At 59.4% G+C, this 15,779-nt stretch carries 14 protein-coding genes; 1 reads left to right on the forward strand and 13 read right to left on the reverse strand.

Annotation, left to right across the window (positions count from 1 at the left end):
• Positions 1-73: 73 nt before the first annotated feature.
• From WA367_RS04945 to WA367_RS04990, 10 genes are all read right to left on the reverse strand, one after another.
• Positions 74-1,138, reverse strand: a complete 1,065-nt coding sequence (locus WA367_RS04945; RefSeq protein WP_336055685.1) for a hemolysin family protein — start codon at positions 1,136-1,138, stop codon at positions 74-76.
• Between the two features lie 27 nt (positions 1,139-1,165).
• Positions 1,166-1,639: an rRNA maturation RNase YbeY gene (gene ybeY / locus WA367_RS04950; protein ID WP_336055686.1), complete on the reverse strand. Its 474-nt coding sequence runs from the start codon at positions 1,637-1,639 to the stop codon at positions 1,166-1,168.
• A complete protein-coding gene (locus tag WA367_RS04955) occupies positions 1,632-2,609 on the reverse strand; it encodes a PhoH family protein (protein ID WP_336056039.1) in 978 nt (325 codons plus the stop codon). The genes ybeY and WA367_RS04955 overlap by 8 nt, the downstream gene beginning before the upstream one ends.
• Before the next feature lie 80 nt (positions 2,610-2,689).
• Positions 2,690-4,129 (reverse strand): tRNA (N6-isopentenyl adenosine(37)-C2)-methylthiotransferase MiaB, encoded by a 1,440-nt coding sequence (miaB, locus tag WA367_RS04960; RefSeq protein ID WP_336055687.1) that lies wholly within the window; start codon positions 4,127-4,129, stop codon positions 2,690-2,692.
• Between the two features lie 64 nt (positions 4,130-4,193).
• Entirely contained in the window at positions 4,194-4,979 is a 786-nt protein-coding gene (locus tag WA367_RS04965; protein WP_336055688.1) for a lysophospholipid acyltransferase family protein, read from the reverse strand.
• Positions 4,976-5,479 carry a ribosomal protein S18-alanine N-acetyltransferase gene (rimI, locus tag WA367_RS04970; RefSeq protein ID WP_442935541.1) on the reverse strand — a complete coding sequence of 168 codons (504 nt, stop codon included), beginning with the start codon at positions 5,477-5,479 and terminating at the stop codon, positions 4,976-4,978. The genes WA367_RS04965 and rimI overlap by 4 nt, the downstream gene beginning before the upstream one ends.
• A gap of 1 nt (position 5,480) precedes the next feature.
• Positions 5,481-6,152 (reverse strand): tRNA (adenosine(37)-N6)-threonylcarbamoyltransferase complex dimerization subunit type 1 TsaB, encoded by a 672-nt coding sequence (gene tsaB, locus WA367_RS04975; RefSeq protein ID WP_336055689.1) that lies wholly within the window; start codon positions 6,150-6,152, stop codon positions 5,481-5,483.
• Positions 6,153-6,165: 13 nt separating this feature from the next.
• Positions 6,166-8,331, reverse strand: coding sequence for a malate synthase G (locus WA367_RS04980; RefSeq protein WP_442935542.1), 2,166 nt, complete (start codon positions 8,329-8,331; stop codon positions 6,166-6,168).
• 158 nt (positions 8,332-8,489) lie between these two features.
• The gene (locus WA367_RS04985; RefSeq protein WP_336055690.1) at positions 8,490-9,155 is read right to left on the reverse strand and encodes a DUF1236 domain-containing protein; all 666 of its coding nucleotides are present in this window, start codon (positions 9,153-9,155) and stop codon (positions 8,490-8,492) included.
• Between the two features lie 202 nt (positions 9,156-9,357).
• Entirely contained in the window at positions 9,358-9,711 is a 354-nt protein-coding gene (locus tag WA367_RS04990; protein WP_336055691.1) for a hypothetical protein, read from the reverse strand.
• A gap of 280 nt (positions 9,712-9,991) precedes the next feature.
• On the opposite strand from WA367_RS04990, the gene WA367_RS04995 reads away from it, so the two are divergent.
• Positions 9,992-10,858: a formate/nitrite transporter family protein gene (locus WA367_RS04995; RefSeq protein ID WP_336055692.1), complete on the forward strand. Its 867-nt coding sequence runs from the start codon at positions 9,992-9,994 to the stop codon at positions 10,856-10,858.
• A gap of 13 nt (positions 10,859-10,871) precedes the next feature.
• Here the strand turns inward: WA367_RS04995 and WA367_RS05000 are convergent, their stop codons facing one another.
• The 3 genes from WA367_RS05000 to WA367_RS05010 all read right to left on the reverse strand — a co-directional run bounded on the left by WA367_RS05000 (position 10,872) and on the right by WA367_RS05010 (position 15,686).
• The gene (locus WA367_RS05000; RefSeq protein WP_336055693.1) at positions 10,872-12,794 is read right to left on the reverse strand and encodes a putative bifunctional diguanylate cyclase/phosphodiesterase; all 1,923 of its coding nucleotides are present in this window, start codon (positions 12,792-12,794) and stop codon (positions 10,872-10,874) included.
• A gap of 124 nt (positions 12,795-12,918) precedes the next feature.
• Complete coding sequence (locus tag WA367_RS05005) at positions 12,919-14,679, reverse strand: ABC transporter permease (RefSeq protein ID WP_336055694.1); 1,761 nt, start codon at positions 14,677-14,679, stop codon at positions 12,919-12,921.
• 20 nt (positions 14,680-14,699) lie between these two features.
• Positions 14,700-15,686 (reverse strand): ABC transporter substrate-binding protein, encoded by a 987-nt coding sequence (locus WA367_RS05010; protein ID WP_336055695.1) that lies wholly within the window; start codon positions 15,684-15,686, stop codon positions 14,700-14,702.
• Between the last annotated feature and the right edge of the window lie 93 nt (positions 15,687-15,779).

Genomic DNA, 15,779 nt, shown 5'->3' on the forward strand with positions numbered 1-15,779 from the left:
CTCGAATCAGCTGGAACATAGATGTACCAGCCAATATCGAGCGCTCCAACGCTTGAGCGCGTTGGAGACGCCTCTAGCCTTCGCTTGCGCGCGCGGGTTTGGGGCGACGACGCCTGTCCGCTGAGCGGCCCTGCACGATGCGCACACGCTTCACCCGGCGCGGGTCCGCGTCAACCACGTGGAACTCGTAGCCGGGTACGGCCTGCACCACTTCGCCGCGCGCAGGCACGCGGCCAAGCGCGTTGAAAATCATGCCGCCGATCGTATCGACTTCCTCGGCATGTTCGCCGGCATTGAAGCCGTCGCCAATGGCCTTTGCCACATCATCGATTTCGGCCTTGGCGTCGACCAGAAAGATGCCGTCGCCCTTCTGCTCGATCATGGGCTCGTCGTCATCATGTTCGTCCTCGATGTCGCCGATGACCATTTCGACGATGTCTTCAAGTGAGACGAGACCATCAGTGCCGCCATATTCGTCGATGACCAGCGCCATCTGGATGCGGCCAGCCTGCATGCGCGCCATCAGGTCGGAGGCCAGCATGGAAGGGGGAACGAAAAGGAGCGAGCGCACGAGGTTCAATTCGGATATCGTGCGGTCGAGATCGACATGGCCCAGGTCGAGCAGTTGCGAGGCAGCCGTTTTGGCATTCCGCCCGCGTCCCTTGCGCTGACGGGACGTGCGGATCAGATAGCCGACCACATCGCGGATATGCACCATGCCGCGCGGATCATCCAGCGTCTCACCATAGACCGGCAGGCGCGAATGACCGGATTCCTCGAAATGCAGAAGAAGATCGCGCAATGTCGTGTTCAGCTCGACAGCCTTGATGTCGGCACGAGGCACCATGACATCGTCGACGCGCAATTCGCGCAGGCGCAGAATGTTCTGAAGCATCGCCCGTTCGCCGGGCGAAAATGCCGTGGTGTCCGCCGTATGCTCGTCCAGAGCATCGGCTAGATCTTCCCGGATCGTGGAATTGTTGCGCAGTCCGAAGAAGCTCCCCAACGCCTGCCAGAAACTGGGGCGTGAGGGCTGTCGCTGCGCACTGCTACTAGGCCCCTCTTCGCTGTCGGGAGAAGGTGTCGCCTGTTCGCTGTCAGGCACCGCGCCAAGCGCGCTGATAGATGTGTCTGTCATTGTCTTTCGATGGTTCAAAACTCAAAGTTAGGCATAGGGATCACTGATCTCAAGACCTGCAAGGATCAGACGTTCCATCGCCTCCATCTCCTCAGCTTCGTCATCACACTCGTGATCATACCCCAAAAGGTGAAGAAAACCGTGTACGAGAAGATGGGTCAAATGATGGTCGAAGCTCTTGCCCTCTTCCTCGGCCTCACGCTCCACGGTCTCGCGCGCGATGACGATGTCGCCCAGTACCTTCGTGGCGTCATCGGGAAAAACACCGCTGGCTGCGGGGAAGGAAAGAACATTGGTCGGCTTGTCCTTACCCCGGAAGTCGCGGTTCAACACCTGAATATGCGCATCATCGGTAAAGAGCAGGCTGACCTCGAACAGGGGAGGGGCGTCCGTCCTTTCTGCTGCCGCCGCGAAAGCGCGCCGCGCAGAAGCTTCAAGCTCCGCTTCGTCTGGCCAGTCTCCTGCCTCAACGGCGCAGGCAACAAGAATGCCTTCAGCCATTGGTCTCCGGAGCCTTGCGGTCATAGGCTTCGACGATGGCAGCCACCAGTGGATGGCGCACCACGTCTTTCTGATTGAACTTCACCGTCACGATACCGGGAACGTCGCGCAGCACATTGAGCGCCTCCACGAGCCCTGACTTTGTGTTCGGCGGCAAGTCGATCTGGCTTGGATCGCCCGTGATGATCATGCGGCCGTTCTCGCCCAGACGAGTGAGGAACATCTTCATCTGCATCGGCGTCGTGTTCTGCGCCTCATCGAGAATGACCACAGCGTTGCCAAGCGTGCGGCCACGCATGAATGCAAGCGGCGCGATCTCGATGACATCGGCAGCAAGCGCGCGCTCCACCTTGTCGGCAGGGATCATGTCGTAAAGCGCGTCATAAAGCGGGCGCAGATAAGGATCGACCTTTTCGCGCATGTCGCCCGGCAGGAAGCCCAGTCGTTCACCCGCCTCAACGGCAGGGCGCGAAAGGATGATGCGGTCCACTATGCCGCGTTCCAGAAGCATGGCGGCATAGGCGACGGCCAGAAAGGTCTTGCCGGTGCCTGCCGGCCCGATGCCGAAGACGAGCTCGGCCCGCTCCAGTGCGCGCATATAGGCGTCCTGATTGGCCGATCGTGCATAGACGGTGCGCTTGCGCGTGGAAATCTGCGCTGCGGCAAGCTTGCCCTTGCGCTCCATGGTGGGCAGGCTCAGTTGATCGTCGGCTGCAAGAGACAGACGGAGTGCACCATCCACTTCGGAGGGAGTAAGTTCGGTGCCGCCCTGGACGAGTTCGTACAGATAATCGAGCGCTCGGCGGGCCTGTTCGGCGGCGATTGGCTCGCCCTTGATGGCGACCTGATTGCCCTTGGAGGAAACATCGACGCCGAGCTTCTGCTCGATACGCGCCAGGTTTTCGTCAAACGGGCCGTAGAGCGTGCCCGCGAGCTTGTTGTCATCGAAAGTCAGGACGATATGGGCCATATCCGACGCCCCGACAGGCGTATTCTTCAGCTCGGTGCTGGCATTCAAACGCTTTGTTCCCTTCGACGCGGTGACAAGGGTCACGCTACCTCTGTTGCCGATATAGGGCCTGCGACCGGCTCCGCAAAGAGGCTGTTACTCCCCGCCTTGCTGATTCTGACATCTATAATCTGACCGATTTCGCCCAGCCTTTCATCAACAATTACGGGCTGCAGCCAGGGAGAGCGTCCGACAAGCTGACCCGCTTCCCGACCGGGCTTCTCCAGAAGGAGGGATATCTGTTTTCCTACAAGGCTTTGGGCAAATTCACGCTGCTGTTGATAAAGTAGCTCCTGCAGCCTCTGCAGGCGCTCACTTTTCACATCTTCTGCAACATGACCGTCCATGTCGGCGCCGGGTGTGCCGGGGCGAGGCGAATATTTGAAGGAGAAAGCCTGCGCGTAGTTCACCTCGCGCACGATGCGCATGGTCTCCTGAAAATCCTCTTCACTCTCGCCGGGGAAGCCGACGATGAAGTCGCCCGACATGGCAATGTCCGGCCGCGCTTCGCGAATGCACTCGATCAGGCGCAAATAGTCGTCATGGGTGTGCTTGCGGTTCATCGCCTTGAGGATGCGGTCCGAACCGGACTGCACGGGCAGATGCAGATAGGGCATCAGCTTGTCGAGATCGCGATGGGCAGCAATCAGCGCGTCATCCATGTCGCGGGGATGGCTGGTCGTGTAGCGCAGCCGGTCAAGACCGGGAATCTCGGCCAGACGGAACAGAAGTTCGCCAAGGCCCCATTCGCGGCCATCCGCCCCTTCGCCATGCCAGCCATTGACGTTCTGGCCAAGAAGCGTGACTTCGCGCACGCCCGCTTCTGCCAGGCGTTCCGCTTCCGCCACGATCTGCGAGACCGGACGGGAAACTTCCGCGCCGCGCGTATAGGGAACCACACAGAAAGTGCAGAATTTGTCGCAGCCCTCCTGCACGGTGAGAAATGCGGTGACACCACGCTTGCGCGTCACCTTGTTCTGCGCTGCCGGCAGATGCTCGAACTTGTCTTCCAGCGCATATTCCGTCTCGACGATCTTCTCGCCGCCACGGGCACGCCTCACCACATCGGGAAGACGGTGATAGGTCTGCGGTCCGATGACGAGGTCGACCACCGGCGCACGACGCAGGATCTCGCGTCCTTCCGCCTGGGCAACGCATCCTGCAACGCCGACAATCGTCTCGCGGCCTTCGGCCGCGCGCTCATCCTTCAACTGCCGGATGCGGCCAAGCTCCGAATAGACCTTCTCGGCTGCCTTCTCGCGGATATGGCATGTGTTGAGCAGAACGAGGTCGGCCTCCTCGATGCTGTCGGTCGGGCCATACCCTTGCGCGGCCAGGGCATCGGCCATGCGCTGGCTGTCATAGACATTCATCTGGCAGCCATAGGTCTTCACGAAAACCTTCTTGGTCGCCACCGAAGTCGCGCCAGCATTGCCTTCAGCGGCAGCGGCGTCCGAATGATGCAAAGAATTCTGTTCCATGCCGCGTGTCCTAACGCTTTTACATGTCAAAAAACAGACGGTTTTTGCGTGTGGCCGGTAAACTCTATGGCCGGAGCGCGGCCCGAAGCATCGCACGTACCTGCCGTTCGGCTTCACGAGCAACGGTCTTGCGATCACCTGCTCCGGCAAAACTCAACGGCTCACCGAAACGAACCTCGACTTCCAGCGGTCGTGCCTTGAGTACCGTCTTCAGATGCGGCCAGAGATCGAGGTCGCCTATCCAAGAGATCTCCGCCCGCTCACGGCGGTTGAGCTTCATCCCGTGGCTTTTGGTGTAGGCGAGGGCGACCGGCTGTATGGTCACATGCTGGTCGTCGAGCTTTTGCAGTGCAAGTTGGGCTGCACCGAAAAGTGTCGTCTTGAAGGGCAGCACCCCATTGCCGTCACCAGTCGTGCCTTCTGCGAAAAGAACCATCGGATCACCGCCCGAAAGGCGTTCGGCGATTTCCTGCGCCTGATCTGAAGAGGAGCGCTTGCGCTCCCTCTCTACGAAGACGGATCGCTGCATGCGCGCGAAAGTGCCAAGGATGGGCCAGGAGGCCATGTCCGATTTGGCGATGAAATGCACGCCGGAAATGGAGCCGAGGACGACGATGTCGGTCCAGGAAACATGGTTGGCTGCCATCATCAGCGGGCCGTTCAGCGCCGGTTTGCCAAATTTGCGCACCCGTATGCCCAGCACCCAAAGCGTCATCCGGTGCCACAGGCGCGGGATGATCCGTTCATCCGGCCAACCAAACCTGAGCGCCAGCCATTGCACCGGCATGAGCGGCAGAGTGTAGAGCGCAACCAGCACAAGCCGCGCATAAAGGCCCAAAGCTCCCATCATCCCTGCCTTGGATGAAGATCCCGGCGCATCACCAACGCATTGCTGCGTCGGGTCTGGCCTTCGCCATAGTAGTCGGGCCGTTCGCCCACTTTCTGAAAACCGAGACGGCGATAGAGCGCGAGCGCCGCGACATTGTTCTCGTCGACCTCGAGGAACAGCGCTTCGGCGCGCTCATGATGCAGGTGGCGTAAGGTGGCGTCCATCAGATCGCGGCCAAGACCTCTGCGCCGACAGGAGCGCGAGACGGAAATGGTCAGAATTTCAGCCTCTCCGGCAGCAAGACGCGCCAGCACGAAACCCTCGGCCTTTGCCCTCGACCGACCCTCGGGAACGGCGACATAGCCAAACACGGTGGACTGGGTGACGAGTGCATCAAATTCGTCTTCCGACCACGGACGCGCAAAACTCTCCTCGTGAAGTTCCGCCACGCGCGCGCAGTCATCGCGCTCCAATGCGCGGATGATGAAGCTGCGTCTGCGAAATCCCCCGAAAGAAAGCACGTCAGATGCCCTTGATGGCAAGCGCGAAGTCGGATTGCGGCTTTGCGTCGGGGTCGCGCAGATAAAGCGGAACCGCTGGAATTGTGCCCTGCGCCTTGGCAGCAAGTCGGGCAAAGCTTGTTATGTCTGCTGTGGCGCTGTCGAAGTCGCAGTCACGGCCGAGGGCCCTGGCAATGCGACAGCCGCCATCGCCGACAAGGATCGTGTCCCTTCCAAGCTTCTCGCGAGCCTCATCGGCAGAGAGCAATTCGTAGTTCACGAAGGGGAATTCGGAAGTTCCGTCTACCCCCAAACAGGCAAGGCTTTCATCGCGGTTGCCGGTAGCCACAAGCACGCTGCGGCCGGGATATTTCTCCAGAGCCTCGAATGCGAGCGCATCAAGCGCGTTCACGCCGCAGGTCTGGCGGTTATGTGCCAACCCGATCCCGCGCGCGGCAGAAATTCCAACACGCACGCCGGTAAAGGAGCCGGGGCCGGAATTGACGGCCACGGCCTTGATCTGGCGATAGGTGAGCCCGCTCTCATTCAGCGCGCGCTCCACCACATCCATCACATGTTCTGCATGACCCTTGCCGATATCGAGCACCACCCGGCTTTTGACCTCGCCTGCGGCGCGATCATAGACGCAGGCGGCACAAAGATTGGCGGCAGTGTCGATGGCAAGAATGTTCATGAGCGCCGATGTGTTATCCCGCAGCCTTTAGTTCAAGGCGGCGGCGATGAAGAACCGGCTCCGTATAGCCGCTCGGTTGCTCGCGCCCCTTGAAGACCAGGTCGCAGGCTGCCTGGAAGGCAATGGACTTGTCATAATCCGGCGCCATCGGGCGATAGTTCGGGTCACCTGCATTCTGCCCGTCTACAACCTTGGCCATCCGCTTGAGTGTTTCCATCACCTGCTCTTCGCTGACAACGCCGTGATGCAGCCAGTTCGCCATGTGCTGCGCTGAGATGCGCAGGGTCGCGCGGTCTTCCATCAGGCCGACGTCATTGATGTCCGGCACCTTGGAGCAGCCCACACCCTGATCGACCCAGCGAACGACATAGCCCAGGATACCCTGCGCATTGTTGTCGAGCTCCTGTGCGATCTCCTCATCCGACCAGTTCGGACGTGTGGCGACAGGAATTGAAAGGATATCGGAAAGCTTGGCGCGTTCGCGGTTCTTCAGCTCTTCCTGAACTTCGCGCACATTGACCTTGTGATAATGCGTGGCGTGAAGCGTTGCAGCGGTGGGCGAGGGCACCCAGGCCGTGTTGGCACCGGCTTTCGGGTGGCCAATCTTCTGCTCCAGCATCGCGGCCATCAGGTCCGGCATGGCCCACATGCCCTTGCCGATTTGCGCATGTCCGGCAAGACCGCATTCAAGGCCGATATCCACGTTCCAGTTTTCATAGGCCGCAATCCAGGTCGACTGTTTCATGTCGCCCTTGCGGATCATGGGGCCGGCCTCCATCGAGGTGCGGATCTCGTCGCCTGTGCGGTCGAGGAAACCGGTATTGATGAAGACCACCCGCTCTTTTGCAGCGCGGATGCACTCCTTCAGGTTGACCGTCGTGCGGCGCTCTTCGTCCATGATGCCCATCTTGATCGTATTGGGCTTCATGCCGAGCGCATCTTCGACCTGCGAGAAGATCTCGACGGCGAAGGCCACTTCTTCCGGCCCGTGCATTTTGGGCTTCACCACATACATGGAGCCTTCACGGCTGTTCATGCGTCGGCCATTGGGGCCGATATCGTGCAGTGCGATGAGAGCGGTGAACATCGCATCCATGATGCCTTCCGGCACCTCGTTGCCGTCGCGATCAAGGATCGCCGGATTGGTCATCAGATGTCCGACATTGCGCACCAGCATGAGCGAGCGGCCCTTGAGGCTGCGCTCCGACCCATCCGGCCCGCTGAAAGTCCAGTCGGGATTGAGCTTGCGGGTGAAGGTCTTGCCGCCCTTGGTGACCTCTTCCTGCAGGTCACCCTTCATCAGGCCAAGCCAGTTGCCATAGGCCAGAACCTTGTCCTCTGCATCGACGGCAGCGACGGAGTCTTCGCAGTCCATGATGGTGGTCAGGGCAGATTCGAGTTGGATATCGGATATGCCCGCCTTGTCGTCCTTGCCAATCGGGTGATCGCGATTGATTCCGATACCGATATGCAAGCCGTTGCGGGAAAGGATGACGGTCTTGGGTGCGGACGCGTCGCCCTCGTAGCCGGTGAACTGGCTGACATCTTTGAGATGCACGTTCCCGGCATCCGTATTGACCAGAAGCCTGCCGCCCTCCACCGTCAACGCCGTCGCGTCGGACCAGGAGCCAGTTTCGAGCGGCGCACTCTCATCAAGGAAGTTGCGGCCCCAGGCAATCACCTTTTCGCCGCGGACCGGATTGTAGGATTTGCCCTTTTCCGCTCCGTCTTCTTCGGAGATGGCGTCAGTGCCGTATAGCGCGTCATAAAGGGAGCCCCAGCGTGCATTGGCAGCATTGAGTGCGTAGCGCGCATTCATCACGGGCACGACGAGCTGAGGACCTGCGATCTCGGCAATCTCGGGATCAACATTCTCGGTCTGAACCTGGAAATCCTCGCCTTCCGGCAGCAGATAGCCAATCTCACGAAGGAAGGCCTCATAGGCTTCAAGATCGGTTGGAGCGCCATTCTTGCGGTGCCAGTCGTCGATTTGAGCTTGTAGTTTCTCCCGCTTTTCAAGAAGTGCGCGGTTTTGCGGCGCGAGATTGTGCACGAGGTCAGACAGTGCACGCCAAAAGGTCTCCGCATCAACGCCGGTTCCAGGCATGGCTTTATTGACTGCAAAATCATGCAGCTCACGCGCAATCTTCAAACCATTGATTTCGATGCGTTCCACCATCTGGCTCTCCCTGACGCTTCTTCTTTGCGTCAGGTTTGACCATGCGGCGGGCGAGTGGTCAATCTGTGGTGAAAACTTCAATCGATCAAAAGAAAGCCCTGCTGCAGGGCAGCAGGGCCTCTTTCTGCATCTCCGATAAGACGAGATGCTACTTCTCTTTACTGCACCCAGACAACGGTGCGGGTTTTGGCGTCGACCAGTGCCGGACCGGAATCCAGCCAGACATAGGAGTAGGCGGAGCTGTTCGGGATCGTACGCAGCTCAACGTCGCCCGGCAGGGTAGCGCCGACAGTTATATCGGCATCCACGGAGATCGGATCAGCCGGGTTCTGCTTTACCCATGCGATGGTCTCTTCCGGAACCGAGTAACCGGGCGAGTAGACGATCTCGCGGGTATCGGCCTTCACGATGATCGGGCGGCTATCCGTGTAGACATAGGCGAATTCCGGATGCTCGGGGATCGGGTGAACGGACACCGTCTCCGGAAGCGTTGCACCGGCTGCGATCTCTGCGTCCACAACAACCGGATCAATCGGGTTCTGGACGACATAGTTGACGGCAGGCTCCGGAACGGCGGTTTCAGCACCGATCACAGCACCGGCAAAGCCGCCGATAATGGCGCCGATCGGGCCGCCAACTGCTGCCCCGGCAATAGCGCCGGTCGTGCCACCGGCAGCAGCGCCGAAGGATTTCTGACCGGTCTGGGTGCTGTTGGTCTGAACCGTGTCAGGCACCTGGTTATCATTCTGGTCGCTGGTTGTTTGAGCCATTGCCGTACCGGCAGCAAAGACCATTGCAGTAGTAGCCATCAGAAACTTTTTCATGACTTCGTCTCCTCTTCAGTTGAGGTTTCGCTGTCCCTCTGCCGCCCCAACGATCGCCGCCGGTCAATGTTCCGGTTTTTCAATCACGGATCGTTTCTCGTCAAAATTAATGTAATATCTTCAATGGCTTGAAATTTATTAGCCGACGAAAAAAAGCCGAGCGCGCTGCGCCCGGCCTTTTGGATCAACGATGTCCAGACGATCAGAACGGGGTCTGCTCGTCATTCATATTGGTCGGCTCGAAATTGCGTTCCGCAACAGACGGCTCAGCCTGTACCGAACCCGTCATCATTGGCGCGGTACCGGAATGACGCTCCATCTGGTGCGTGAAGATACGCGGGGTTGGCTGATCATTCTGATCGCTGGGGCCAAAACCGGAAGCAGCCGAAAAGCCGGCGCGTGCGCCCATGGTCTGGGTATTGCCAACCGGGCGATCCATTTCCTCGGTAAACGGCGTTGGATCGTCATTCATGTTGGTGGGCTCAAAGGTCTGCGCACCAGCGCTGCCTGCACCCATAAGTGCGATGATCGCGGTAGAAAAAATAAGCTTCTTCATGGTTTTACTCCATTTCGTAAGGTGACGTTGTTTGCATTCGTCGTTCCCTCGGGCTGGACAACGAAACGGGGTAGGGAGCGTTCCGGAAAAATCTTCACGATGGTCCTCACATTGGTTTGAATCCGGCAGAGTGAACAATCGGGCGGTCCGGATGGTTCGTGCGCGCGTTCTTATATGTGCTGGAGCAGCATCAGGCGGTTCGCCGGCCGCCCGACCCAAATCGGGGAACCAACCGGTTCAGCTCTGGTTGATCCAGCATTCCCGGGGGCAAGAGAACCAGATGGATAAGAACCCACACCGCAAATCCGACCGGCTCCTGTCGGTTCACTCGCTGGACGGGCTTACGCCCGATGAGGTCCAGAGCATAATTCGCGCAGGTAGACCCAGCGCCGCGCTGATCCACGAGACGATCCGTGCGGAAGGCGAAAGCGAGCTTCAGCGCCCGCTCTCTGCATTGCTCGTTTCAGGTTTCGCCGCAGGCCTTTCAATGGGGCTGTCCCTGTTGATCGAAGGGATGCTGCATGTCCAGCTTCCCGACACAAGCTGGCGTGAGCTTTTGACGAGCTTTGGGTATTCCTTCGGCTTTCTGATCGTGGTTATGGGGCGCCAGCAGCTTTTCACCGAGAACACGCTGACACCCATATTGCCTCTGTTGCACCACCCGGACTTCAAGACGCTGCGTCAGGTGCTCACGCTGTGGGCGATTGTATTGTCAGCAAACATCCTCGCGACCTGGGTTTTCGCCTATGGTCTGGCGGAAGTATCCGCCTTTACGGCCAGCGAGCGGATTGCCTTTCTGGAGGTCAGTCGTCACGCGCTGGAGAGCGATTTCGAGGCCACCTTCATAAAGGCAGGACTTGCCGGCTGGTTGATCGCACTGATGGTGTGGCTCATGCCTGCGGCGGGTTCCGCACGACCCTTCGTCATAATACTTGTCACCTATATCGTCGGCATCGCGGGCCTTGCGCACATCATCGTTGGGTCGGTTGAGGTCGCCTATCTCGTGGTGATGGGCGAGGCCGACCTGACAGCCTATTTCTTTGACTTCTTCGTTCCGACCCTGTCCGGCAATGTGCTGGGCGGTGTGCTTCTCGTGGCCGCGCTGAACCACGGTCAGATCGCGCGCGAACTCAAGAAGGAAGAGTGAAAACAGGTCTGCTCTAGTAAGCAGGCTGGACGCTGCGGGCAGTCGAGCCGGTCTCGAGGAACCGCGTGAAGGCTCCCGGGCTCCGGGGGCGGCCGAAGAAATAGCCCTGCAACTCGCTGCATCCGGCAAGACGCAGCAGTACGGCTTCCTCCTCGCTCTCCACACCCTCGGCGGTAAGCTTCAGCGAAAGGCTTTCTGCAAGGATCGCCGCCGCCTGGATGATGCTGCGTGCAGATTCGTCTTCGGCAATGCCGCTGACCAGAGAGCGGTCGATCTTCATCCGGTCAAATCCGTACTGGCGCAGATAGCCGATGGAGGAATAGCCGGTGCCGAAGTCGTCCAAGGTGACGGTAATGCCCGCGGCCTGGAGTTTTTCGATAACCGGCTGGGCGCGTTCCGGATGTTCGATGAGATAAGTTTCGGTCACTTCCAGCTCAAGCTGCGAGGCGGGGTAGTTCGTCTCGCGCAGGATCTCAAGAATATCCCCGACCAGATTCTCACTGGTGAACTGGACAGGCGAGAGATTGACCGACAGCTTCAACGCACCAAACTCCACACCATCGCGACAGGCGCGCCTGAGGATGTACAGACCGAGATCGTTGATCAGGCCGCTTTCTTCGGCGATCGGGATAAATTCGGCTGGCGAGACCCTGGTGCCATCTGCCCGCGTCCAGCGTGCCAGGGCTTCGGCTGCGGTTACGGCATAGGTCTTCGCATCGACGATTGGCTGATAGTGCACCTCGATGGCTTCTGCGGCCATGGCGGCTGCAAGCTCCTGCGCCATTTGCAGCTGATGGCTGCGATGGGTATCGAGTTCGCTGCGGTAATACACGAACTGATTTTTGCCACCTTGTTTGGCGGCATACATGGCGACATCCGCCCGGCGAAGGATTTCCGAAGCACTGATACCGTCATGCGTCGAAGCGATTCCGATGCTGACCCCGATATGTGCCGCCTGTCCTGCCATGTAGAATGGCTGACATACGCGTTCGAGCAGCAGTTGAGCAACGCGCTCGGCACGCGCCTTCACATCCGATCCGGCCACAAGTATTGCGAATTCGTCGCCACCCAGGCGGGCAATGGTGGCGTTTTCCCGGGCGCTTATGTCGCTGAATGCCTCGGCCGCTGCCTTGAGAAGCTCGTCACCGACCAGGTGGCCGTGAGTGTCGTTTATCTCCTTGAAACCGTCGAGGTCGGTCAGAAGGACAGCATGAGCCTCGGCCGGGTGCCGTGTCAGCCGTTGCTCAAGCTGCTCGTAGAAATAGCGTCGGTTGTGCAGGCCGCTCAATTCGTCGCGTTCCGCCAGCAGTTTGACCGAGGCCGCGGTTTCTTCCAGGGCGCGATAAGCACGCGCGCGAGCGACATCCACCATCATCACGAAGAGAAAGACGGCTATCATCATGCAACAGATGCTGATGGTGTGAAGCAGCTGGTATCGGCTGGTGTAGATACTGGCGGTGAACCTGGTGGGGTCCGTCAAGACATAGGACACCAGTAGCGCGGCGATACAGATCAAGAGCCAGATCACGCCTGAGCGCCTGGAACCGAGCAGAACACTGACCACCGGCATGACCACCAGCCATACCGAACCGGGCGGTGTCAAACCTTCCAAATAGAAGGACTGCCAGACGAGAAAGCAGAAGAATGACCCCAGAAACAGATCCCGGGTCAGCGGCACATTGCCCGTATGTCTGAACACCCAGAAGGATGCCGTCATGCATACGCCGACTGTTGCAAGCGCCATCGCCGCTTCACTGAAGCCGGTATAGGAGTACTGGAAGACAAACCAGGGAACGAGAAGCGCCGCCAGCAGGAAGAGGGTAACGAAACGCCCTGCGATCTCTCGGCTGGTTGCGAATGATCCTCCGGGATTGCAGGCGTAGTCGATAAGCTTGTCGTGCAAGCCCAGAAGTCGGTTTTGCAGAATATGCCCCATGTGCCACCACCCACTATACGGCGACAGTGATAGCCGGGGAAAATTAAGATACGACCGAGAGCATAGTTAGAATGATAGGCTGCGCGGCAAGCAATTCTTAATCATGCCGTTCCAGCCGTGGCCATCAGGAGGTCTTGCGCGGACAGAGCTGGTGCCAGGGCAGGGCATTTTCGGGGAAGAAGCGATGTGCGGCTTCGAGCACCCCCATCAGTCCGGCCACCACACCGGTGGCGACCACTGCAAGGGCAGCAGCTTCTGCGCCCAGGCCCGCATCTTCCAGATTGAGCAGCGCGACACCAAGCGTTTCCGTGCCAGCAGACCACAACAGGGCAGAGATGGTGAGCTCGTTGAAGGCGATGAGAAAAGCCATCAGACCACCGGCAACAACAGATGGCAGGACGATCGGCAGTATGATCCTTGTCAGCCTGTCGGCGACACTGGCTCCGTCGAGGATAGCGGCTTCCTCCACACCTCGTTCAAGCGAGGAAACGGCAGCCATGACCGGCTTGACCGCGATGGCCAGGAACGAGGCAAGATAGGCAAAGAGGATGATCCAGCCCGTGCCGTAGATCGAGATGCCGAGAATGGGCAGCGGATTGACGAAAAGCAGGATGCAGGCAATGGCGACGACAACGCCAGGAAGGGCGTAGGGCATTTCCACGATGGGCATGATCGCGATGCGGGCGCGCGCGAGCCTGCGATCCACGATATAGGCGAGGAAAAGCGATAGCACCGCGAGTATCACAGCTGCCGAACCGGAGAAGATCAGGGAATTGGCGAAAGCACGCCGCACCAGTGCCTGGTCCCAGAGCGTGTCCGTGAACTGGCTGAAGGTAATCGTCGCGAAATTAAGCGTCACCCCGTAGGCTGGCACGAGTGCGGTGGCGAGGAGGGAGGCCAGCGGCAGAATGATCGCGAATGCAAAGATCAACCACAGCGCCCATTCGCAGATGCGCATTACGGCCACGTTCTCGATAAAGGGCTCGAGCCCGCGCTCGCCATCCGTGCGCACGTCACGCCTTGCCATGATCCAGGCAGATGCGATCACTGCCGCGCCGGCAATGATCGCGATCAGCATGGAAACAAGCGCGGCATTTTCGATGCCTCCGCGACCGAAGCTTGCTAGCTGGCGATAGACCATTGTCGGCAGGGTCGTGACGCCGACCGGAAGCCCCAGAAGCGCGGGAATGCCGAAATTGCCCACACCTGCGACAAATGCCAGAAGTGCCGCAGAAAGCAGGTAAAGCCGCGCGACCGGCAGAATGATCCAGCGGATGATCGTCCAGGTGCTCGCCCCATCCAGCATGGCTGCTTCCACGAGCGATTTTGGCACGCGGGCAAGTCCGGCCGCCACGGTCAGCGCAACCAGCGGCGCGTGATGCAGACCCATGACGAGCATGATGCCACCAAAGCCAAGCATGGGGTTCGGTGTGCCCGGTGGCGGGGCAATGCCGAGCGTGTTCAGGATGGGTGAGGAGGGCCCTGCAAGGGTCTTGAAGGCGAGGGCCGAAACCTGCGGCGCCACCATCAGTGACAATACGAACAGGAAACCGAGCAGGCGTCGCGTGCGCAACTCCATCGTGGCGAGTACAAGCGCAACAGCCACGCCCAGCATCATCGCCAGCACCGTCGAGCCTCCGGCTATGATCAGGCTGTTGCCGGTCGCCCTGAGCACGCTGGCACTTGCCAGAAGCTCCAGCGCGCGGGGCATTCCGTCTTGCATAACCCGGCCTGCCGCAAGCAGGAGTTGCAGCATTGGCACGACGCACAAAATGGCGACGGCACCGATCACGACGAGCGAGATCGTGCCGCCTTCCATCTCATACCAGCTGTCGGCCCTCCGCCGTCTTGGGCGAAGGGGCAGCGTATCGGTGAGAAATGCCATTGCCGCCGGCCCTGAAGGGGTCAGTTCTGGCCGAAGATCTCGGCGAACTTCTCCTTGTCGGCCTCGGCGCGTTCGAGAGCTTCGGCAGGATCAATCGTCAGGAAGTTGATTTCTGCCAATGACGGGAAGCCCTCCGGCGGCGTCACATCGGCAAGGGCCGGCATGTAACCCTGTTCCGCCGCCAGTTTCTGTCCTTCTTCGGAAAGCAGAAAATCGACGAAAGCTTTTGCGGCTTCCTCGCTCTGCGTGCCTTTCAGAATGGCGACAGGTTCGGAAATGGCAGACACGCCTTCTTCGGGGAAGACGAAATCAACCGGAGCGCCCTTTGCCTTTTCGCGGATCGGCAGGAATTCCACCACCATGCCGTAAAGCTTTTCGCCACCGGCAACCGCCTTCAACACACCGCCATTGCCACCAGACGCCTGCGCGCCGTTGGCCGCCAGCTTCTCGTAATAGTCCCAGCCCATGTCGAGATTTTCGACGATCGAATGGGTATGGATAAGCGCTGCACCCGAGGTCAGCGGGGAGGGCATGGCAACCTGGTTCCTGGCTTCCTCGCTCAACAGGTCTTCCCAGGAAGAAGGCTTCATCGGCGCATTGGTGTTGTAGATGATGCCGGTGGTGATCAGCTTCGTGGGAAACCACATACGCTCGGGGTCTTGCATCTCGTCTGCATAGTCTGAGAGATCTGCGTCCTCATAGGCCATGAGATATCCATCCTTGGCCAGACCTTCCATCGTGACGCTGTCGGCGATCAGAAGCACGTCGGCAGGCGAATTGCCGGCCTCAAGTTCCGCACGCAGCTTGGCCACGATCTTCGTGGTGCCATCGCGGACGAAGGTGACGGTCACATCCGGATATTTCTCCATGAAGGCATCAACCGTCTTCTGCGCATCATTGTTTGGCTGCGACGTGTAGAGGGTCAGCTGGCCTTCGACGGCAAATGCGGATGCGGCCGTCGCAAGCAGGGACGCGCCTGCGATAAGAAGCTTGGCAAGGGAATTCATCTGTTCGCTCCGTCTGTTGGATGGATGCGTGTGAGCTAGGGGCTTTATGTTACCGGCAGATGACACCGGTATAATGATGATATGAAGCCCGGT

It is taken from the genome of Nitratireductor sp. CH_MIT9313-5, from assembly GCF_037029545.1.
In the GTDB taxonomy this organism is placed as follows: domain Bacteria; phylum Pseudomonadota; class Alphaproteobacteria; order Rhizobiales; family Rhizobiaceae; genus Chelativorans.